Annotated in this window: 17 protein-coding genes and 1 pseudogene; 5 read left to right on the forward strand and 13 right to left on the reverse strand. The window is 32.6% G+C overall.

What is annotated here, in order from left to right; genetic code table 11:
• Positions 1-2: 2 nt before the first annotated feature.
• The 9 genes from JIN86_RS18830 to JIN86_RS18870 all read right to left on the reverse strand — a co-directional run bounded on the left by JIN86_RS18830 (position 3) and on the right by JIN86_RS18870 (position 13,931).
• Positions 3-1,259, reverse strand: coding sequence for a hydroxymethylglutaryl-CoA reductase, degradative (locus JIN86_RS18830; protein WP_202342588.1), 1,257 nt, complete (start codon positions 1,257-1,259; stop codon positions 3-5).
• Between the two features lie 138 nt (positions 1,260-1,397).
• Positions 1,398-1,946, reverse strand: coding sequence for a helix-turn-helix domain-containing protein (locus tag JIN86_RS18835; protein ID WP_066037146.1), 549 nt, complete (start codon positions 1,944-1,946; stop codon positions 1,398-1,400).
• Positions 1,947-2,570: 624 nt separating this feature from the next.
• Positions 2,571-2,720 carry a hypothetical protein gene (locus JIN86_RS18840; protein WP_202342589.1) on the reverse strand — a complete coding sequence of 50 codons (150 nt, stop codon included), beginning with the start codon at positions 2,718-2,720 and terminating at the stop codon, positions 2,571-2,573.
• 471 nt (positions 2,721-3,191) lie between these two features.
• The gene (locus JIN86_RS18845; protein ID WP_202342590.1) at positions 3,192-4,550 is read right to left on the reverse strand and encodes a 5-methylcytosine restriction system specificity protein McrC; all 1,359 of its coding nucleotides are present in this window, start codon (positions 4,548-4,550) and stop codon (positions 3,192-3,194) included.
• Positions 4,551-4,562: 12 nt separating this feature from the next.
• The gene (locus JIN86_RS18850; protein WP_202342591.1) at positions 4,563-7,490 is read right to left on the reverse strand and encodes an AAA family ATPase; all 2,928 of its coding nucleotides are present in this window, start codon (positions 7,488-7,490) and stop codon (positions 4,563-4,565) included.
• Positions 7,491-8,149: 659 nt separating this feature from the next.
• Positions 8,150-9,250: a DNA cytosine methyltransferase gene (locus tag JIN86_RS18855; RefSeq protein WP_202342592.1), complete on the reverse strand. Its 1,101-nt coding sequence runs from the start codon at positions 9,248-9,250 to the stop codon at positions 8,150-8,152.
• Entirely contained in the window at positions 9,237-10,874 is a 1,638-nt protein-coding gene (locus JIN86_RS18860) for an N-6 DNA methylase (protein WP_202342593.1), read from the reverse strand. The genes JIN86_RS18855 and JIN86_RS18860 overlap by 14 nt, the downstream gene beginning before the upstream one ends.
• 27 nt (positions 10,875-10,901) lie before the next feature.
• On the reverse strand, positions 10,902-11,090 hold the full coding sequence (locus JIN86_RS18865) for a helix-turn-helix domain-containing protein (protein WP_202342594.1): 189 nt from the start codon (positions 11,088-11,090) through the stop codon (positions 10,902-10,904).
• A gap of 762 nt (positions 11,091-11,852) precedes the next feature.
• Complete coding sequence (locus tag JIN86_RS18870) at positions 11,853-13,931, reverse strand: Z1 domain-containing protein (RefSeq protein WP_202342595.1); 2,079 nt, start codon at positions 13,929-13,931, stop codon at positions 11,853-11,855.
• Positions 13,932-14,107: 176 nt separating this feature from the next.
• Here JIN86_RS18870 and JIN86_RS18875 point away from each other — a divergent pair, with 176 nt between their 5' ends.
• On the forward strand, positions 14,108-14,371 hold the full coding sequence (locus JIN86_RS18875) for a helix-turn-helix domain-containing protein (protein ID WP_202342596.1): 264 nt from the start codon (positions 14,108-14,110) through the stop codon (positions 14,369-14,371).
• Between the two features lie 359 nt (positions 14,372-14,730).
• Here the strand turns inward: JIN86_RS18875 and JIN86_RS18880 are convergent, their stop codons facing one another.
• The 4 genes from JIN86_RS18880 to JIN86_RS18895 form a co-directional block, all read right to left on the reverse strand.
• Positions 14,731-15,849 carry an AAA family ATPase gene (locus JIN86_RS18880; RefSeq protein WP_202342597.1) on the reverse strand — a complete coding sequence of 373 codons (1,119 nt, stop codon included), beginning with the start codon at positions 15,847-15,849 and terminating at the stop codon, positions 14,731-14,733.
• Positions 15,849-17,228, reverse strand: coding sequence for a coiled-coil domain-containing protein (locus tag JIN86_RS18885; RefSeq protein ID WP_202342598.1), 1,380 nt, complete (start codon positions 17,226-17,228; stop codon positions 15,849-15,851). The genes JIN86_RS18880 and JIN86_RS18885 overlap by 1 nt, the downstream gene beginning before the upstream one ends.
• Positions 17,229-17,348: 120 nt before the next feature.
• A complete protein-coding gene (locus JIN86_RS18890; RefSeq protein ID WP_202342599.1) occupies positions 17,349-19,091 on the reverse strand; it encodes an AI-2E family transporter in 1,743 nt (580 codons plus the stop codon).
• 458 nt (positions 19,092-19,549) lie between these two features.
• A complete protein-coding gene (locus JIN86_RS18895; RefSeq protein WP_202342600.1) occupies positions 19,550-19,948 on the reverse strand; it encodes a hypothetical protein in 399 nt (132 codons plus the stop codon).
• 67 nt (positions 19,949-20,015) lie between these two features.
• Between JIN86_RS18895 and JIN86_RS18900 the strand changes: the two genes are divergently transcribed.
• The 4 genes and pseudogenes from JIN86_RS18900 (at position 20,016) to JIN86_RS18915 (ending at position 21,439) form a co-directional block, all read left to right on the forward strand.
• Positions 20,016-20,168, forward strand: a complete 153-nt coding sequence (locus JIN86_RS18900) for a MerR family transcriptional regulator (protein ID WP_202342601.1) — start codon at positions 20,016-20,018, stop codon at positions 20,166-20,168.
• Positions 20,169-20,183: 15 nt separating this feature from the next.
• Positions 20,184-20,417, forward strand: coding sequence for a hypothetical protein (locus tag JIN86_RS18905; protein ID WP_202342602.1), 234 nt, complete (start codon positions 20,184-20,186; stop codon positions 20,415-20,417).
• A gap of 8 nt (positions 20,418-20,425) precedes the next feature.
• Positions 20,426-20,593, forward strand: a pseudogene (locus tag JIN86_RS24000) (tyrosine-type recombinase/integrase); the annotation flags it as partial.
• Between the two features lie 15 nt (positions 20,594-20,608).
• Positions 20,609-21,439, forward strand: coding sequence for a site-specific integrase (locus tag JIN86_RS18915; RefSeq protein ID WP_202342603.1), 831 nt, complete (start codon positions 20,609-20,611; stop codon positions 21,437-21,439).
• Positions 21,440-21,469: the final 30 nt, after the last annotated feature.

The following is a 21,469-nucleotide window of genomic DNA, read 5'->3' on the forward strand; positions in this document are numbered from 1 at the left end:
TATTATTCACCTCGCAGAGAGTTTGTAATCTCTAAAACACGATCATAACGGAAATCCTTCTCTTCTACCGCCTGCTGCACAACACGATCAATAATATCGCCTGTTGCCCCAGCCATTACAGCCAAGTTTTTCGCATGCAGACGCATATGACCAGATTGAATCCCCTCTGCTGAAAGTGCGCGTAAGCTTGCTAGATTTTCTACTAATCCTACTGCGGCAATGTAGCTTGCTAGCTCCTCTGCAGATTGCACATCCATAATTTTTAGCGCTGCTTTTGCAACAGGATGAGTCTTCGTAGCCCCTCCCACAATACCAACAGCTAATGGCAATTCCAACGTCCCAACAAGATTGCCTGCTTTATTCAGCTCCCACGTTGTTAAAGAACGATATCTACCAGAACGAGCAGCATAGGCATGAGCACCAGCCTCAACAGCACGTGTATCATTACCCGATGCTAATACCGCAGCTGTAATACCATTCATAACTCCTTTATTATGTGTAGCAGCCCGATACGGATCAGCATCTGCAAATTCGTAAGCACTGACAATATTTTTAGCAATTTCTATACCACCAAGCATATCTGTCGAGAATTCTCCACGCGCACGGACAATACGCTTATCTGCTAAATTTGAAATAATCCGTAGCACAACTCGTCCATTTGTAATCCGTTCGATTAATGGTGACACAGATTCCGCCATCGTATTAACAGCGTTTGCCCCCATTGCATCCTTCGTATCTACAATTAAATGGACGACAACCATTGTTTCTTTTGCTGTGTCGATTAAGTGTACCTCGATATCCTTCACTCCGCCGCCTAACTTGACTAACGTTGGATCCTTTTCATTACAATGCTCGATGATTTCATTTTTATGTTCAAAAATTTTCGCCCTTGCTGCATGAGGGTCCTCAATATTTAATACCTGAATCTGTCCTCGCATAACTGTTCCAGAGCTGGAAGTAAAAATACCACCTAACTCATATGCTGCTCGTGCAGCATTACTAGCCGCAGCGATTACTGACGGCTCTTCCGTAGCCATCGGAATAAATACCTCTTTGCCATTCACCTTAAAGTTGGCCGCTACCCCTAGAGGCACTGAAATATGTCCAATAACATTTTCAACCATTGCATCAGCAAGCTCTAATGAAATTCCACTTTTTAAAGCTTCAACTTCCTCATTGGTTAAATTTGATTTTTCAGCGATTAACTTAACTCGCTCTTCTACTGAAAGTAAATAAAATCCCTTAATACGTGAAGTCATCCCCATACCCCCAAAATTTAAAAAAGTGTAATATAATTCAACTTAGTTGAATAACATTACACCAATTGTAAATTGTCTGAATAGTATTGTAAACAAGAAATTTGTATTTTCGATAATATTTACGTTTAAAAGAAAGATTTAATCCTCAACATAAATCGTTAATACCTTTGAGTTTTCTGCAGAATTATTAATAAAGATATGCTCCTTTTTCCCAGAAAAATACGCAGAGTCCCCCTCTTCTAAATGGTAAAATTTATGATCGTATTTCAAGACGATACTACCCGAAATGACATAAATAAATTCATCATTATCGTGAGTATAAGGCGCTAAATTTTCCGCCCCATTATGTACAGTAACAATAGAAGGATTGATATTGCTCATATAGCTCTTATTCGCTAACAGCTCATATTGATAGCCAAGTTCATTTGTCTCAACAGTCTCATTGCGTTCTTTTTTCGAAACAATCGAAATGCCATCAAATTGATCCTGAATAACAAACCAGGCCATTGGCACATCAAATATTTCCGCAATCTTGGACAAGGTCACCAGACTCGGTGTCGCTTTGCCATTTTCTATTTTTGAAATATGGCTTTTCGTTAAATTAATCTGCGAAGCTAAATCATCCTGAGACATTTTATTTTTCTTCCGCATCTGCTTTATTTTTACTCCAACTTCTAGTAAGTTCATTTCTTCCAGTCCCCTCGATCATTTCGGTTTTTACAATAACTATACTATATTTTTAAATGATGGATCGAAAAATACGGGAGTATATTACTCCTTCATTGTCGTCTGTTCAATTAAATACAAAAGGGTGTACTAAAAGTCGAGAAACTTTCAGCACACCCTTCTACCATTATAGTGATGACATTCACATCTTCTTAGGCTGAATCCCACGAATCGTACTTTTGGAATTGTTGCATCATGCTCCACAATAAATACTTTGAGAGGCCAAAATCAGCTTAAGTTGAACTGAAGAAAGACCAGTATTTCAAAAGTTCTTGATAAAATCGATGACATTTCCGACCTTGTCATAAAAGCGTTTGAAACAAAAATGAAAATGGGATGGATAATTCTCTCAAACTTTCAACGATTTCATTTGTTTTTCAAAAGAGAGTGTCTTCCCTATGACAACAAATGCACGGAGTATGTGCAAATAAAAATTCTAGGGTGGTACGGTACAAGAAATGTTAAGAGCAATGGATATCTGATAGTAAGTTTTCTGTCATCGAATCTGCCATTTAGGAGAATAATAAAATCTACCGCAATTTGAAAAACATAGGGAGATTTAGTCTTCCTATGTTTTCATTCAAATTATTGATCTGTTTGTTCTTGCTTCTTTTTCAAATACGCCGCACGTATTTTCTCAAGTTGCTGCTTTTTATCAAATTGGGCTGGCTTGTGTTTTTCATGATACTTCGTCACAGCCGCCTTACCTTTAGTATCCAATTGATATTTCCCCACTTTGGTTCACCTACTTTTCCTGCCTTTAAAGAAATCTATTCAACCAATATAGTATACCTTATTTTGCTGATGTAAACCTTTTTCCTATATTGTTGTACCGCTTAACTTTAAATTCAGTAAAAGCTTAGTAAATAACTTTGACAAATGTATTTAAAATATTTGTATCCGCACTCACTTCAAATGCTGATACCTTTATCCTTATTTAGCGTTACAATCTTGCTAACCTTTAGGTATGGAGACGGCGGGTCTCTGAAGCAAAAACTTCAAAAGCCCGTTATATCAAGGTTTGCCACACCTTATTTTCCGTAAAATTCGGCGTGGCAACTTTTTTGGCAACTTTTTATTACAAGTGCTTGTGGAGCAAAATTTTATTCCAATAAAAATTTTAGCTATTACAGGATGATTTTACGAGTTAATCTCTACTCCCGTAAAAAGTATTTCAGCATATCCTACAATGTTTTCGAGATTTAATTAAAAAAATAGTTCTTCAAATACTTTCTCATCTAGTGTATTTGCTAGTATTAACTCATAATATTTTAATTCACTTACTAATGGAGTTTGAAGTAACAAATAATTCTGCCCACTTGTTTTTACTTGTTTTATTTCTGTTTGTTTTCCTGGAAATATAAAACCACATTTATTTACTCCTGTCATTAAGACATATGACAGTAACTGCAGACTATCATTTCGTGCTGATTTGTTATGATTCTTATATTTTGCATCAATAACAACTAGCGTTTCTTTAGTTACCCTATTTCTTATAACAATATCTGGTATACAATAGGACATTAAATGAATATTTTTTTCTGTATCTTCTATACTTGTTACGCCATGCTCTATAAACCATTTTTTTGAATACATATCTAGCTCATACTTTTCCTGGTCTAGATGTTTTTTAATCATTGTTCTTGCATAAAATTCAAATAATGTTTCCATGTTTATCATATATGGAATTGTATATACACTCTTTTTTATAATCTTTTCACCATCTACAGAATATGATTGATATTTCTGATTGAAAATAGATCTGGCTTGTTGCAATACGGGCTTATAATACATATATAAACCTGATATGGATATATTATTAAAATCACTTGTTTTAATTGCAACGGATTTAACACGACGTAAAACATTAATGCAATATTGAACTCTTTTTGTGATTTCAGAATTTTTTTCAAACCTCTTCTCAACAATTGATTTACATTTTATAAGCGTTACTTTGAGAATTCTATTTTCAATATTATCTTCTGTAAAATCTATATATTTACAGTGAAATTTTTCATTACGACCATAACATGTATTTTTACGAATATTTTTTTTAATATCAATCTTTCCTCTTACCTTCGAATTAAAGTTTTCTTCCTGATGATACATCGTCTTTTTTAAACCCTTTTTACAAAGTGAATAACAGGAATTAATAAAACTTAGTGCATATAAAATATCTCCATCATTATTTTCCTCTTGACCCAATTGTATTAAAGGCTGATCATAAAAAACTCGAAATAAGTATTTACCATTATTCTCTAATTCTTTTGTATAATCCTCATATTCTTCATCATTCATTACTTTTTCAAGCATATCCCAAGGGTTCATACCATATTGAGATGAAATAAACACAATATGTTCTTTACCATTAGATTGTATTGGCCTCTGATTATAATCGTGTACTCTTCCCACACCAACAAATCCACTGGTCCAAAACTTATCTTTATACTTATGCACACCAAAATTTAAATCTGGTCTAGACAAATCTAAATTAGATAAAAATTCTTTATTTCCATCTAATTCAGACCAATCTTTTAACTTATGAAGTATATTGCCCCTTGCCACACTTCTCCCCCCTTAATACTTAAATTCAATACATAGATTCTCTATAAATTTACCAATGTACTCATTGTTAATAATATTTCCATTCTTATTGGCATTACCAAATTCCTTTATATACAGCATAATATTTTGGGCAAGAAGTTTAATTTGATTTTCTCTATCCAGTGTAGCCTTAATATCTGTAACTGAATTTTCAATAGAAACCAGGTCCTCAATCGAATCTAGAATTCCATCTTTAATATATTCTCGTAATATAGGAACCACTTGAAATACAAATCGTTCGATAATGACTTCTCTATACGCTATTGAATTACCTCGTAAAAAATAAGTATGCCCCAATTTTACATCACTTTTTTGATATTCATCGTTGAAAAATCTTTCATCTTCAAAAATCGCCTGAACTGCATCAAACAATAATAATTCAATAGAATCTTCATCAGTCTTGCCTGATACATTTTGATAACATTGTATTACTACATTACGGTCAGCGGGGCTATCAATAAATATAAATCTTCTTCTAATAGCATAGTCTATTGAATCGATAGATTTATCTGCAGTATTCATTGTGCCAATAATAAATAAGTTTTTCCCTAAAACAATATCTTTTGTTGTTGTTCCACTAGCTTTATCATTTACTTCATAAGGAGTTGATACGCTACTATTTCTATATTCTAATCCATAAATTAGTTCTCCGAAAACAGTCGCTAAGTTGGCACGATTAATTTCGTCTATAATTAAATAAAACTTGGGTTCATCTGTACTACTACTTTTGGCTGCAATTTGTGCAAACTCAGCTATTTTCCCAAGTATTCTATTTACGCTTACATATGAAGGAGAACCACCAGCTGCCTTTACTTCTATTCCCCTAATAAAATCTTCATATCCATATGAAGGATGAAATTGAACTAAATCCCATCCTCCGGTATTTAACTTCGAAGAACTAGATGGATCATCATAATCCTTCGCAGTAAGTTTATATTGGATTAAATCATTTGAGACATCTTCTTGAGAAATACATGTTTTTGAAAGAGCCGGAGCTGTTGCATCCAACTGTTTTAATACAAATTTCTTACTTTCAAAAGTTTTTGACGTTCCAGGCGGTCCTTGAAAAATCATCTGACGAACCCCAATATTCTCCATAATATTCTGATATTCTTTTAAATCTGTCATTTTAATTACTCCTTTAAGTGTTAATATCTTTCTTGTTCTCGCTGAATAGTTGTACATATCTTCATATGCATCTATTGTAAATACTGTTTTTCCACTTACTAAATTATTATATTTCACTTCATCAACAAAAATATCACTGCCCACTGAGTTCCATAGTGTTTGAAGCATTATGATTTTACTTCCAAAAAACTTTAATTTATCTGAATCACCTTTGTATTTTTTTAATTCTCTATGTAATGCCATTAAATATTTTATTTCTAGAGAAATCAGATTGTTCAAGTCTTTATAACTTTTAGAACTTCCCATAATTAAAGATATATTGGTCTCATAAATCCTTAAATAGGAATCTAATAATCTATAAACTGCAGGATATATATTTGCCGCATTACTTTTTGGATGTATTATAGGTGTATTATTAGAATAATTATGACTTCTAAATCCATTTAACGGAAAGTATACTTCATCCTTTGTACCATCCTTATAAGAAAATGAATATGCAATCGTATCCTTATGAGCAGACCAACGTGTATTTCTAGCGGATGTTCTAGAATAATAACTGTGAGGTGATCTTTTGGTCGTACTACTTCTCGCTGTTTGATATAAAAATTTATCAGCACTTTTTTCTTTTACTATATATGCTGCATACTCTGTTGGACTCGTACTACTCTCAACACTCGCGACACTAGTATTTGTTAATAATGCAGAATAAGCTACATCATAAGGTAGTATCCCATTCAGAATTATGGCATCAATAACACATTCCAATATTCCCCTATGTTCTCTGCAATCATTAGGTATAATTGTTGATGTATAGTAGTTTTTGCTATCTAATAATGAAAATGGAGTAACTACACTACCTGAGTTGACAAATACTTTTTTTATATCTGCTATGTTGTTTAATGAACTAATCCCAGTATTTATCTTATTTTTTGTCGCATCAAAAAAAGACTCCAGATTACCACTTAGGATTCCGCTCGAATGTAAATATGATAGGTAAGGAAATAATTGATAAATCAATATTTGCTTTATCTTATCAAGTATTAAATAAGCTGTTCCTGAACGATCTACCATAAACATGCCGTGTCCCGGTATATAATCTTCAACTTTTTTATCTGAATCTTGCATTATATTTCTCATTAGATAGTTTCTAACATTATCATAAACATCTAAAACAATCTTTTTTTCATTTAAACTAAGTACACTATCATAGTACGCTTCAAGCAATGTCCTATCTGAACTCAGTTCTATTGCATAATCCATTCTTCTTCGAAGTGCATAATCGAGACTATTACTATATATTTGTTTACATTCGGTAAAAATAATTACCACATTTTCTGGGATACAAATTGTATTACCATCAATTAACTCAACGGATTGATTTCGATACTCCATTGCGTATAAAAGATTACCTAATAATACGCTGGCATTAGTTCTATAAATATCATCAAAAATAATACAATATAATTCTGATTTACCGGTTGCCCTATCACATAATTCCTTAATACGTCTTTCAGTATACGAAAAATCTATACTCCCATTAGCTTTGATTTCAATTCCATAAACAATGTCCTCGTAGCTCATAGAGGGGTGAACTTGAATGAATTCGCAATATTCACTTTCCACAAATTTATTGATAGACTCTAAATCAGAATAAATATCCATACCAGAAAAATCATCTATTTTCAACTTTTCATGACATAAATAAAATGCCATAGCCCTTGCCAAAAAGGTCTTTCCAGTTCCAGGGCTTCCTTTGATCAATATGTTTTTCATTTAAATAGCACTCCTAAATTAGCATTTTGTAAAAAAGAGCTTCAGATAAGAAAAGAAACCTTTTCTGAAATTTAAACAACGTGTTTGAGATTGGCCATTAAGGAAATGTATAAAACGTCCATTTATAGAGACGTAATATTCCGAACATTTTCGTTTGGGTGAAGATTTCAGTATGATAGACATTCAAGCCATCTATACTTCTCACTTAGCTCCATAAGATGAAATCCTCCCTATATAGGCTCTATATCGAACGACGTAAATCACAAATAAATTTACAGGAATATGTATACCCAAAATGTCCCTGATTCACAAAAGTTGTTGACCAAATCCAATGTCTTCACTTATTAAAATTTATACGTTTTCTCTTTTATAATAACTAATAAATACTATTTCAAAAAGTTGAAATAATATACAAAACTTTTATTGTTTAACTAAACATTATTATCTCATACATCATGGTATACACATATAAAATATCCATAATAACGAAAAAATATAATAAAAACATAAAAGAGCGTCAGACTTTTTAACTTTCTGTTCGAAAATTAATTGACCGACGCTCCGAAACTTTAATAGAACTAAAATTCTACTTTTAATAAATGTAATAATTTATAAAATATAATACTTCACATTTGGAACGAATATTTTATAGAATTATACTATTGTTCAAAACTTAAAATATTTTTGGTTAAACGTGCTAGGAAGTAAGATAGCTTAGGTGGAACTGCATTTCCAATTTGTTTACTAATTAATCTTTTAGCACCATAAAAAACAAAATCATCAGGAAAACTTTGAATCCTTGCAGCTTCTCTTGGGGTCAAAGTTCTATTCGCTGTAGGATGAATAAACCTTCCACCGGCTGGTGTATCAAATCTCGTTGTAATTGTTGGTGCTTGCTCATTCCAACTCAACCTTCCGTAAGAACCACTATGAACAGAATTTATTTCCTCATCTAAAACAGTAAAATTCTCACCACTTTTTACTTGTTTTATCCTCTCGTTAACAATATCTGAATGTTTTGTTTGAGTATGATTTTCTATTATTTCCAAATCACAAGCAAGATATTTTTGATATTCAGTTTGAGGAATAGGATTAGCTATTTTTCCATCGCTTGTTACCTCTGGTAAATTTCCAATTGCATCATCAATTGAAACAAGATTAAAAAACGAAGGTATATCTCTCCTTATTTCATCTTTTGTTCGCTCCCATAATTCATCGAATTCAACATTTTCTATTGTTGTACCTATAATAATAAGTCTTTCTCTCTTTTGAGGGATGCCAAACTCCACAGTTCTTACTACACGGTAAAATAATTGATAAGGCTGCCCATCTAGCATATCTGCATTTGAAAAAATATTCATAATTTCTTCAAATATCATTCCGTTTTGCATTGTTAGCATACCCTTAACATTTTCCATTACAAAAATTTTTGGTTTTACTTCTTTCACAACATTAAAATAATGCTTAAATAAATAGTTTCTAGGATCATCGATAAACCCTTGTCTTATTCTAGCTCCTGCCATCGAAAAACCTTGACATGGTGGTCCACCGATGATTACATCTGCATCACCCAACTTAAAAAAACCTGAGTTATCTATATTTTTTATATCATCTATTATAAGATCTACTTCCGAATGATTCTTCTTATAAGTGTTTGCAATAGATGCATCAAACTCAACAGCCTTTTCGACTGTAAAACCATTTGCTATAAAACCATGTGATAATCCACCACATCCGGCGAATAAATCAACAACTTTCATTTATATTTGCTCCTCCACTAGTTCTGTATCGATATGCAAAATTTTTAATATATGTGCTTTCTTCCGCAGTCAATCCAAATAAATCATTAATGTAATCATCAATTGCATGAATTTCTTTTACACAATCTCTATGCTTATATTCATATTCTGTCTGCTTTGTACCAACATATACTTTTGTTTCTTCCAATTTCCTTATTAAAGATTGTGCAAGTCTTGTAGCAACTGTGTAATCTTTAATCATTGGAGCCACAAATCCATTTAAATCTTTACTCACATGCCAACAATCAGATGTACATATCCAATACCACCAAAATAGAGATGAATTAATAAGACAATAACAATAATCAGCTTCTCCAGATGTTTCAAAGCTAAATTTCTTATATTCCGGATCAATAATAGGTTTCCTATATGCTTTCATCCAAAATGTTTCTCTTCTGTTAACATAAACACTTTCTGTTCCAGTTCTAGAAATTGCATAAATAGAAACTCTATTATCTGAATTAAGAACTTTCTCATAAATATAGCAATCCATTTCAGTTCCCAATTTAGGTATAAAACCTTCTGTAGAATATTTATTTTTAATTACTTGAGTCTGCTCAAATAATTTATCTCGCTCATCTTTATACCAAAATTTATAATTTCCTGTAAAAATTCGCTTACTTGTTTTTTTATTTTTACCAATCAAAATACACAGTTTTTGATGAACCGAATTAAATAAACAATCCGGTCTATCTGCATAACTCAATATATATTGTTCAGTAACAACATTAAATAAATCATTTCGTATTTTCTGCATTCTTGGAGTAGCAATATATGATAAAGGAATAACAAAACCCATACTACCATTTTGTTCTAAATGTTCTGTAGCGTTTTTCAGTGCATTAGCATAAATATTCCCATATTTCTCTTCCAGAATCAAGCCACTCTTAAAATCTTCAACATAAGGTGGATTTCCAACTATTATATGGTACTTTACATTAACGTTTGGCTTTTGTGTCACAAAATCATAAGACTTAAATCCTTCATTAAGTACTGAAGCCAACCCCTTACACTTTTTTATTCCATATCTCTTCAGTGTACAAAGAAATAAACGGATTTTGGAAATAATCACTGATTCAATATTCACATCATTCCCACATATTGTAGATACCGTTTTAGTTAAAATACCTTTAGTCACATTTATTTGGTTCGAATCTAATAAATCTAACTTTAAATTTAAAGCAGCAAGTAAATATTCTCCAGCACCACAAGTAGGGTCAAAAATTGTTTTTTTAGTACAAAAAGATAGATAAGGAATTTCGTTTAAATTATTATCATGAATATTTTCAGGTTTTAATTTTCCATATATTGCTTTTATACTGTTAGTGAGAATAAATTGTACAACATCATTTGGTGTATAATAAACACCTTTCTTTTTTCTGATAGATTCTTTTTCATTTATTTTTGAAAGTGTATTCTGAATTTCATCATATGAAATTAGTGAATTGTAATCTTGAGTATCAATGAAAAATTCATCCACTCCTACTATTTTTTTTAGTTCTTCATATATCTCTACTACTTCATTTTGCTCATATGTTGCTTGTAAATACGAATAAGTTAACCTCAATGCATCATTAATTACCATTCTTGTATCGCCCTTTTATGTCTATTTTTATAAAGCACTCTTTCCACTTTTAACCCATTCGTCTAATTCACTTCTTTTAAATTTCCATAATTTGCCTATTTGATGAGCTGGGATATCAGTCTTTTTTATCCAGCCTCGAATTGTTTCTTTTTTCACACCCAGATAATCTGCTGCTTCAGCTAGCCCTATCCAATTATCATTTATCATTTCGTTCATATTTCACCTCTAAAAATTTTATACTTTATCACAATAGAGTGTAACAAATCATCCGAAATTTTTCTACCTGTTATCCTTTATTTAGTAATATTTGATTTGATATTTATATAGTTTGATATAATCTAGAGTTTTCTCTACGAGAATAAAATATATAATCTCAGTCATAAACATATTCGAGTTCTAATTCGTCTGGAGGAACACTTGAGCAACTATTTCATCAGGTTGAATGACATATAATCCTATTAACTTTTTTCTTCACACATATAACATACAACTCCATCTTTATTCAGGACATTCAAAACATTCGTCCCCTCCACAAATACACGTTACTGCCACATCATAAAACTCTTATTTAGCTAGCTTAACTAAACAATCTTCACAATACTTACTTGGTCGAAAATCTTCAACGTAATCTGTTATATAAAGTTCATCCTTTTATTTTTTGCATCCGAAACAATCATTTAAATCTAACATTATCAATATTTGCCTACATATAGATAATTAATTGGATAACTTATTGACTACATTACAAGGTCCTTATATTTTAAAAATTTGTACGTTATTCACACACATCTTTTCAAACTTCGAACAAATAAGTAGCTCTGTATTTCCATTGTTAACGCGATTGCTTTACGAACTTCAAGGATTATATTCACTCGTTTTTAAAATAACGTCTCAATAAAAGACAAAACAATACTCAACTTTATCTAAACAAAAAGCTTTAAGTGACAATAAAACGTCACTTAAGGCTTTAGAATTTGTTTATTTCTCTTTCACATAACTGATATTCATCGGCATTTCTTGTGGCATTACCAGCACAGGCCAGAAATAAGGTACTCCAGCTGCTTCACTACCGTCTTGATGAAGCATCATTAATACAGGATAAAATTCGCCAATCTCTTTTGCCTGATCAAAGTCCCCGCCTTTACCTGAATCAGGGGCATCGTCATATTTACCGTCAGCGCGGATTAGCTTACGTTTACGATTATAGCGTTCCATTAATAGTACTTTTTCACGCCCTTTAGTTTTCAGCCAATCAAGCATAAATAAACTGTTTTCTAATATATGTAGTAAATTAACTTTATCTGAGTGAATAGCCTCGAAACTTTTTAGTACTAGCTCTTGAGCTGCTTCCGTAGTGATTTCCCAATACGTTATTTTTTCATGCGTTTTTTGCACAGCATTTTTATGATGTTCCTCTAACAATTGCAGTGTTTCATCTACTAAGTATGCTTTTTCTTTAAGCGGTGTAAAACCTTTAGGCAGAATACGAGATGAAGACGTAAAATGGTTCATTAAACCTTCTACCTTATTGGCCGCACATAAACGCGTTCCTTTAATTGTTGTAGCAGGAATTAAATACGACATTTGATTACCTAAATGCGTCTTGCTCGCTAATTTATTTGCCTTATCAAGTAGCGCAAGATTTTTATTAAATTCTTTATCGATTTCGGCAAACATTTGCCAAACTTCCAATGATTGCTCTGTACAATAAATTCGCGTACATGCTAAATCTGATTTTGGACGTGCTCCAAGAATTCGCAGTTGCTGCATACTACTATCAAAATTCACCGTTTTACTTGCACGTCCAAAAATGAATGAAATCAAATTAGGGAATGTAACACCACGATCGACTGCATAAGCACCAATGTAAATCGAAAATGGTACGACATTTTTAATATTACCGTACTTATCAGTGCTAGGACGTTGCTTGTTATTACTATTAATAACAGTGATTTTCATTTCATCCTCAAGAGCCTTCAAAACTAATGGCAGTAATTGTTCTAAATTAATGTCTGGTTTCGTATCCATACCTTCTAATAAATGATTAAATTGTTCGCTTAACTTCTCCATGAATTTCTTCTCTTGCGATTTAAACTTTTCAATTAACATATTTTGAATTGCTTCAATAATATCCTTTTGTTTAGCGTGTGCTTTCTTCGTTGTTTCAATATGAATCAGCATTGAATAGTGTTTTAACTTTTCTTCATCGCTTGCTTTATTCAATAAGATGCCGCTAATTACGAAATCAATCAATGCCTGCATTAATTTAGGGAAACTCTTCGTAACATCCGTATCCACGCGCGGATCGTAGTTCATCACATAGCGGAATTCATCATCCGTAACAAAGTTTTCACGAATACGTTTCATCTTTGAACTATCCGATAAAAATAATTCCTCTGCCCCTAAATATTTTGAATGCGCCGGTAAAAGGATCGTCTTTTCAGGTCGAATCATCCAATAATTCGAGAAGTAAAGCGATACAGGTGTCGCTGTTACCGCTAAATATTTCGAGTAAGTTAATTTTTTTCGCAGCAATAATAGCTCTCGACAAATCTTTTTAAAGTATTCCTCTGTTCCTTTTGAACGTTTGTTGTATCCTACTGAATAAAAATCCGCTTCATCATCGATAATGAGCCATTTCTTCTCCTGCATTTCAGGGAATTTATCTACTAGCTTATTCAGTTTCTCAAAAGAAGTAGGATTTTTCTTTAAAACAAAAATTGCTTTTTGCTTAATTTGATAACGAGCGATATTGACGTTAGGTCCGTCTAGATCAATAATTTCCACATCTTCATCAAATTCATTTTCTGTACGTTTTTTTGTTTGCTCTGAAAGATCATTAATATTTTTTGTAAAAATCGTTAAATAATCTACCCCTTCATCCATCATTTTTGCAGCTGTTAAAAGATAAGTTGCCGTTTTGCCCGATTGTACATAGCCCTTCAACAAAATACTTTCATTTTTCACTTTGTTAAAAGCAGCTTCAATTTCAAAAACTACTTTTTTATTTTCCTCTAAGTGAGGATTTTGTTTTAACATCTTTTCAAATAAACTCATTTCAAAACACCCTTTCGAATATTTTAACTATAAAGCGTTAAAATATACATTTGTGATACGCATAGTTTAATCGAAATACTACTCTTTCTTTTATTTGAAGAATAAATGCGATAAAATTAACAAACGAATAAACTTAAACTAGAATTTTTTGTTTTTATGATTTAGGATGTGATGAAATGACAATGCAAGAAGCAATACGTCAACGAATGATTGATTTAATGCAAGAAAATGGCTTAAATACGTCTGAATTAGCACGACGCGCGGGTCTAACTCAATCAACGGTGAATGGGATTTTAAAAGGTAGTGTGAAGAATCCAACAGTGCAATCAATTTATTTAATTGCTGGAGCCATGGGATTATCTTTAGATCAATTCTTTGTGAGCCGATACTTTCAAAATATCGATATTGAAAATTTAAAAAGAAAACAGCCGCTAGAATAATTTTTCTGGCGGCTGTTGATTATAATAAATGTCATCAGTAAATAAATCCAATATCCTATCGAGAGGAATATCGTATTAACCTACTGATGGCTATAAAATTGAATTTCATTTATCAAATAAGTGACTTATTTGAACATCTTCGTTAGCAAAATATTAAAGAAGATATCTACTTGTTAAATTCAAGATAATATATTTTAGTTAAAAGCAATATTTGAATAAACAAGTTAAACATTATCTAACTCTTACTATGTAATCACTTCACTATGGCTCGACAGGATAAACTGAATATCTTAAAAATTTTAATTGTTGCTTAAACAAATCCACTGCCATATCTTTTTCTGAGCATTTTTTAGAAACATTCAGCTGCCCTCAATCTCATCGATCATGAATGAAAAGTCCTCCGCTGTAATCGTAGACAATTCTTCATACACTGGATCAGTGATATTTATCACTCGTCTTGCATGATTCATAACCAAATCATCATAGAGATTTCTAACCAACCTACCATTTGCAAAGGTTTCATCCTTTGATGCTGTCTGCAGTTCAAAATACAAATGTATTTTTTCTTTTACTTCGTTATCCAAAGTATAATCATTGTTCTTACAAGTAGAAATCAGTATCTTGTCCAGTTCATTTACACTGTAATCCTCAAATTCTATAAAAGTATTGAATCGAGATTTTAAGCCTGGATTAGACTCAAAAAATTTATTCATAGGCTCCGTGTATCCTGCAACAATCACAACTAGATCTTCTCTGTAGTCCTCTAAAGCCTTCGTTAGTTCTGTCAAACATTCTCTTCCATAAGAGTCAGATTGGTCATTTTCTGTGATACTATAGGCTTCATCAATAAATAAGACACCGCCTTTTGCTTGTTCGATTACTTTTTTCACCTTGAGTGCTGTCTGTCCCTGATATCCAGCAATTAAATCTGTTCTTGAAACCTCAACAAAGTGTCCTTTTGAAAGCAAGCCTATTTGCTTATAAATTCTACCTACAATTCTAGCCACTGTTGTTTTTCCTGTTCCAGGATTTCCGGTAAAGGCAAGGTGTAATGTATTTTTTACCGAATGAAGATTTTTCTCCCTGCGCATACTTTGAACCTTCTGATATATAATCAAATCTTGAACTTTATTTTTTACTTTTTCCAAGCCCACAAGAGCATTCAGTTCATCTAACAAATCTTGAAGTGTTCTTGTATCCTCGTCAACTTCAGAAGTTGGTTTGCAAATGCCTTGTATGGTTGAATAACCATAAAACTCAATCAGACTAGAATTAACCATCCGTGCAGCGTGTTTAACCTCAATCTTATATTTTTGATTATCAACAACTTCCGAAATTTTTTTAAGAAGTGCAATCGTAGCTACTTTGCTGTTTTCTTCCACAATCACAGTAGCCAACTTTGTGATTTCACCACAAGCATCGGTAATAGCATCCAATTTTGATGCATTATTTATTAGTAACTGACTGTACTTGTCCATCATATCACCTTTGTAAGAAGCAAAATCAACTCAATAATTGCAAGCCCTGCAGAACTTCCTGCAATCAAATACGCATATTTTAGCCTTTTTGTTAAAGATTCCACAGCAACATTGGTTGTATTCATCGCATCTGCAATTTTCGCATCTACTTCTTCCTTATTTTTCTGAATAGCAGTAGCAAGTCCTTCATCCCTTTTTTCACTTTCAAGAAACTGAGTTGTATGTTCTTCAACAGACTTCCACATTCTATCTACATCTTCTAAATGGGCGATACCACTTAATTTCTCTTTGTATTCCTCCAAATGATTGATGGCACCCACATTCGAATCGATACGTTCAAGAATCCTAACATCTGCTTGCACTAATTCATCCAATTTATTTGTGTGAAATTTGCTTGCATGTTCCACTTCTTTTATACGAAGTTGATAGTCTTCTATTTTCCCCCATATTTCATCTACGTCCATCAAATGTTCAAGCTCAGACAGTCTTTCCATAAAAATAAGCCAACTGTTAATAGCCTCACTATTTTGGTTCACTATCTCCTGAATCGAATCTAGCTCGCCACCAATATTGCGAATAGAAATATGAACGGAAGATAATGCCTCCCACATTTCATCAATATCTCTCAAGTGAGTGATTTGCTCTAATTCTGTTGTAAAAGCGGTAAGAGAATCTAACTTTTCAATCAAATCATTTGACTGCTTAAACAAAGCCTCGATTTTCTTTTCAGCAATTGTTGATGCATTTCTAAGAGTTTCAACTTTTTTTACATTTCCTTGAATATTTGCGTTAGCAGCTTTAATAGACATAGAAAGTGAATCGGATAAAATACGGACTTCATGGTGAATGGTTTTACAATCAGACCAAATTTTATCTATATCCGTAAGATGTTTAAGCCCATCGAGTTTTTCTTTGAATGATTTTAACACCCGAACAGTCTTGTTTATATTATCAACATTTTTAATAATTTGGCTTTGGTGTGCATCCAATTTATTTTGTTGCTCTTGTAGTTTGTTATTGTGTTGATTCAACACTCCTTGTTGGGTTTTAACATCATTGCTTGTTTTTTCTATAGCTTTCACAGACGCAACAATACTAGCCATATAATCTTTATCAAGAGCATCCAGAGCATTATATATTTCACGAAATTCTTTGATAGTTTTATTATTTGTTGAATTGATATCAATTAAATGCTTTTGGATAGTTTCCATTCGATTATTTAGTTCATATCCAGTGACCTTGTGGTCGCCCAATCCTAAAAAACCGCCGTCTGTCCTTACCTTATCAATTTTTAACTCCGCTTCTTTTTTCTCTGAAAATTCCTTTAAGCGATTTTTAGCCAACTCAAAATTTTGTTTTTTGATTACTATTTCATTCATCTCTTAGCTCCTATTTAAGTAAATCATCTAATTTCATTTGAAACTATATTCAATTTACTAATGTTATTATCAGATTCAACAATATTTGACACAGTTATTTTCTCATCATTTTCCTTTGTATCATAAGTCATCAAGTAGTTTATCTAAGTCATCACTTACTTTATCAATGGTACGGTTTGTTTCTATGTCCTTTTCATCAATTACAAGACTAGCATTGTCATTAGAAATATCAACAAAATCTTCCATTATATTTGTAAATGACTCCGACATTGTCTTGGCTGCGCCATCATGGCGATTTAAAATATTCGTTTGAACCATTGCTTTATCATCCTCTAAAATAGCTTCTGATATTATCTTCTGCTGAGCTTGGATGCTTAGAATTTCATTTCCTTTGTTTATTGTGGCCTCTTGCACTTCTTTCTTTTGTTTTTTAGCTATCAACTTGTCAAGTAGATTGATTGCAATCGCACCAATTATACCTGCAACAACAGCTCCAAGGAAAATCCCCAATATGTTTGCCAAACTACCAAGCAACGGAATTTCAAACGCAAAAATCGGAATGGCCATTAAACTTTTCTCTATTACTTCACCTAACATCAAAGAACCCACACCCGTTAATCCAGCCATAATAATCTTGCCAACTTCTAGCATTAAGGTACTTACCGGCTTACCTTTATTAGCAGGATCCTTAATATAATTAACAGCATTTTTAAGCGAACCCCACCCTTGTTTCAATAACATCCAAACCTTTTTGATTGTCCCAAAAACAGGTCCCATGATAGCTGTGGCTACGGTCGAAAACACTGTATTTCCCGCATTAATCAGATGGGTTTTCATCTTCCCGACAAATACATGAATAGCTTCTTTCAAGCTATTTACTAGGCTGTCTAATGTTTTTTTAGTAGACTTAAACCATTTAACCAACTTAGCAATAATTTCACGAATAAATTCAGCGAGTAACTGCATAAGAACTGCACGAAGAGCTTTGCCACCAATGCGAAATGCTTCTTCTTTTTGGGTTTGACGTCCTTCTTTCTTTAAACGATCTTCTCCCTCTTTTTCTTTTTTCTTAACGTATTCTTCAGCTCTCTTGTCTGCTTTTTCATGATGTTTAGTTTTATCTTTTTCGTTCATCTCACCTGATGACTTATCGCTTTTTCTATTATTTCTCTCAGCCGTTGTATATCCTTGCAGGTTTTCAGGATTATTAATTATATCAGCTAATTCTTTATCGCTATTTGCCATTTGAAGTGATGGATTTTTGTATAACTCTGCTGATGGCTTAACATGCTCTCTTTGGGCAGCCTTAGGATTATTTTTTCCATTTTCTAATTTTGTATCAGTTGGAATCTGTCTTCCAGTATATATGTCTGTAACTGTGTCAATTCCTTCCTTCTTTAAATTACCTGCTCTTTTTAAGGTAGCATCCATCCCAGGGTTTACATGTTCATTACGAAATTCTTTATGAGACTTGTTCTTAAATCTATCGTAGTTTTGCTCCAATTGCTCTTTGCTTATATGGTTGTGTGTAGCTATTTTACCTTTAGCAAAATTCTCAGAAGTTTGAATATGTGCTTCATTACGTAAATCAAGATGAAGTCCATTATTCTCCTTGATGAAATCTTCTCCCGCCGTAACAGCAATTTGATTTAAAAACTGTTCCCATACAACATCCATAACGACATTGCCAAGGTTATCTGGATTTCCGATTTTTTCTTTTTCTTCTGCTAAAAACTTCATCTCAGTAAGTTCTTCTTCTAATTGACCTTGAAGTTTTTCTTCTAACTCATCGAAATTAAAAGATTCCGGCAAGTCCTCGTTTATCTTATTTTTTATACTAAAGTTAGCATTTTCATTCGCCATAATTTCTCCATCCTTTCGATATGCTTAAAAATTTTTCAAATCTTCTTTTTCAAAACTACAAAATAACTCAAAGGCATCTATTATGTGTTTTATATATTTATTTCAGATTATTCCCGTTATTAATTTTAACATATAGTGTTACTATGTTTGATGAAATGTTAGAAAATGGGTTTGGAAACCTTTTATTATACCTATTTTCTCTTTATTTTTATTTGAAAGGTACTTTTGAAACATTTTAATCAAGCTGATTCGTACGTCCGATAAAAGTATGAGAATCTCAAAATTAATTTTCAAAACACTAATAATCCAAAATAATTCAAATCACCGAATTAATTTTAAAAAACCCATAAAAAAATGAAATTTAAATCCTTTTCTGTGATTTAAATTTCATTTTCATCGATATTTTTTCTTCATAATTCATTTCCTTATAATTAAATTCAATTTCCACTCAACAAATTTTATTTTAATTGCTTTGCCTGATATTTTTTCACCGCATCTAAATCCGCATAAAACTGCCCAATTACATCGTTACGCCCGTGTCCCAAATCGACACTTGCTGCAAAGATTGCATATTCCTCTAGTTTTAATTCACGTTTTTTCGTACCTTTTCCTTTGCGATGTTTGTTCGTGCGGTTATACAGTGAATTAATTTTGTGGAATGTGTTAGGGCTTCTTTCAAATATCTCGTCTTGCCAATCCCTTACAGCGGCAAAGCTTTTAAATGTTTCTACATAATGTAACAACCGCTTAAATGCATAAGCTTTTCTAAATGAGTGGAACGTAAATTTTGTGCGAATCGTTTCGTACTTTAATATTTCATCTTGATCTTTATAACGTGTGCGTTGCAGCTTATACATATTTGTTGTTGCACGCTTTATATAGTATTGAACCGTGTCAGTAATTTTGGAGGATGCTCCAGAATGGATGGATCTTAAAACAGCAGCAAAATATGTGGGGGTTAGCCAAGGAACTTTTTATAATTTCCGCCTCCATGGCCTTAAAGTAACAGAAATCGATAATGTGAAGCGCGTCAATAAAACTGAATTAGATCATTTCATGAAAAAGCATTCGAAGTAATAGGGAGATTTAAAAATGAAAGATCCAATCAAAAAAGTCATCAATAGTAAAACTGGTAAGATTACATTTGAGTTTGCAATTAACTTAGGGGTGCCTCCTGGAGAGGATAAGCCTTTCCGTACTAGACGTAGAGGGTTTACGAGTAGAAAGAAAGCATGGGAATGTTATATGTTTCTTAAAGCACAAGCGAGTCTAGGGATTTACCCTGATCGTAAAAATAAAATGCTGCTAATACGCATACTTCAATAGAATATGAAATTACACCTAACTCAACTGTTAAGGAATACTTTGAGGTTTATTGGGCTTCTTATCTTGCTAAAAAGAATCAATCCACTACAAATGATAAGACTTATAACTGCTTTAAAAATCATATTTTACCAGCATTCGGTCATGTTGCGTTGAAAGATTTAACGCCACTCAAATGCAAACAGTTTGCAACAATGCTTACACAGAAACTTGAGTCTTCTCATCGGCAAATTTTAATCTACTTCAAATCATTTTTAGCTGATGCTACAAATATGAAGTTAATTGAGGAAAATCCGATGGAAAATGTGTATATCCCTTCTAGGAATGATATTTCAAAAAGCAAAATGATTCCTGGCGAGGAAGATGTATTTTTCTCAAATTATTATAGTATAGAAGAAATCATGAACTTTTTAGCTGCTAGTAAAAACTATTGCACAGAAAAACAGCATATCTTTTTCCTAGTACTAGCCCATTCAGGAATTCGACGCGGTGAAGCTATGGCATTAACTTGGAACGATATTGATTTTCAAAAACGTTTAATTCATGTTAATAAAGCAGCAGCATATTCAACGGAAAAGAAACTGCATATTAAAGATACTAAAAACTATATGCATCGAAAAGTTCGCATTGATTCCGAAACACTGGGAGAACTACAAAAATGGAAGGCTTCTCAAGAGCGTTTATTAAAAATGAAAAATCAGTATGTAAAAAATAATCGCGAACAATACATTTTCCAAAATCGAGATAACAATTTAACTGATCCTGCACAAGCAGGGCGATGGCTCTCTCAACTATATGAGTGTTGCGATTTGCGCAGAATCACCGTTCATGGCCTACGACATACGCATTGCACGTTAGGACTGAAAAGCCGACAATATACTATAGAAGAAATGATGCATCGTTTGGGACATAAAGATATTAAAGTGACGATGGATGTTTATACGCATGTAACTGTTGAATCGATGGAAACGAATCCAGATTTGTATATGGAGTATTTACAAAAGGAATATGAGAATAGTAAGTAATAAACAAAAAACTACTCGATGATAAATTCA

It is taken from the genome of Lysinibacillus sp. HST-98, assembly GCF_016757845.1.
In the GTDB taxonomy this organism is placed as follows: domain Bacteria; phylum Bacillota; class Bacilli; order Bacillales_A; family Planococcaceae; genus Lysinibacillus; species Lysinibacillus capsici.

What these genes read in the sequence shown, in the direction of transcription:
- JIN86_RS18890 (WP_202342599.1), bottom strand. Translation starts at nt 19,091, where the DNA reads ATGGCGAATGAAAATGCTAACTTTAGTATAAAAAATAAGATAAACGAG.
- JIN86_RS18895 (WP_202342600.1), bottom strand. Translation starts at nt 19,948, where the DNA reads ATGTATAAGCTGCAACGCACACGTTATAAAGATCAAGATGAAATATTA.
- JIN86_RS18850 (WP_202342591.1), bottom strand. Translation starts at nt 7,490, where the DNA reads ATGAAAAACATATTGATCAAAGGAAGCCCTGGAACTGGAAAGACCTTT.
- JIN86_RS18905 (WP_202342602.1), top strand. Translation starts at nt 20,184, where the DNA reads ATGAAAGATCCAATCAAAAAAGTCATCAATAGTAAAACTGGTAAGATT.
- JIN86_RS18835 (WP_066037146.1), bottom strand. Translation starts at nt 1,946, where the DNA reads ATGAACTTACTAGAAGTTGGAGTAAAAATAAAGCAGATGCGGAAGAAA.
- JIN86_RS18900 (WP_202342601.1), top strand. Translation starts at nt 20,016, where the DNA reads ATGGATCTTAAAACAGCAGCAAAATATGTGGGGGTTAGCCAAGGAACT.
- JIN86_RS18875 (WP_202342596.1), top strand. Translation starts at nt 14,108, where the DNA reads ATGACAATGCAAGAAGCAATACGTCAACGAATGATTGATTTAATGCAA.
- JIN86_RS18885 (WP_202342598.1), bottom strand. Translation starts at nt 17,228, where the DNA reads ATGAATGAAATAGTAATCAAAAAACAAAATTTTGAGTTGGCTAAAAAT.
- JIN86_RS18830 (WP_202342588.1), bottom strand. Translation starts at nt 1,259, where the DNA reads ATGACTTCACGTATTAAGGGATTTTATTTACTTTCAGTAGAAGAGCGA.
- JIN86_RS18870 (WP_202342595.1), bottom strand. Translation starts at nt 13,931, where the DNA reads ATGAGTTTATTTGAAAAGATGTTAAAACAAAATCCTCACTTAGAGGAA.
- JIN86_RS18915 (WP_202342603.1), top strand. Translation starts at nt 20,609, where the DNA reads ATGCTTACACAGAAACTTGAGTCTTCTCATCGGCAAATTTTAATCTAC.
- JIN86_RS18855 (WP_202342592.1), bottom strand. Translation starts at nt 9,250, where the DNA reads ATGAAAGTTGTTGATTTATTCGCCGGATGTGGTGGATTATCACATGGT.
- JIN86_RS18880 (WP_202342597.1), bottom strand. Translation starts at nt 15,849, where the DNA reads ATGGACAAGTACAGTCAGTTACTAATAAATAATGCATCAAAATTGGAT.
- JIN86_RS18865 (WP_202342594.1), bottom strand. Translation starts at nt 11,090, where the DNA reads ATGAACGAAATGATAAATGATAATTGGATAGGGCTAGCTGAAGCAGCA.
- JIN86_RS18860 (WP_202342593.1), bottom strand. Translation starts at nt 10,874, where the DNA reads ATGGTAATTAATGATGCATTGAGGTTAACTTATTCGTATTTACAAGCA.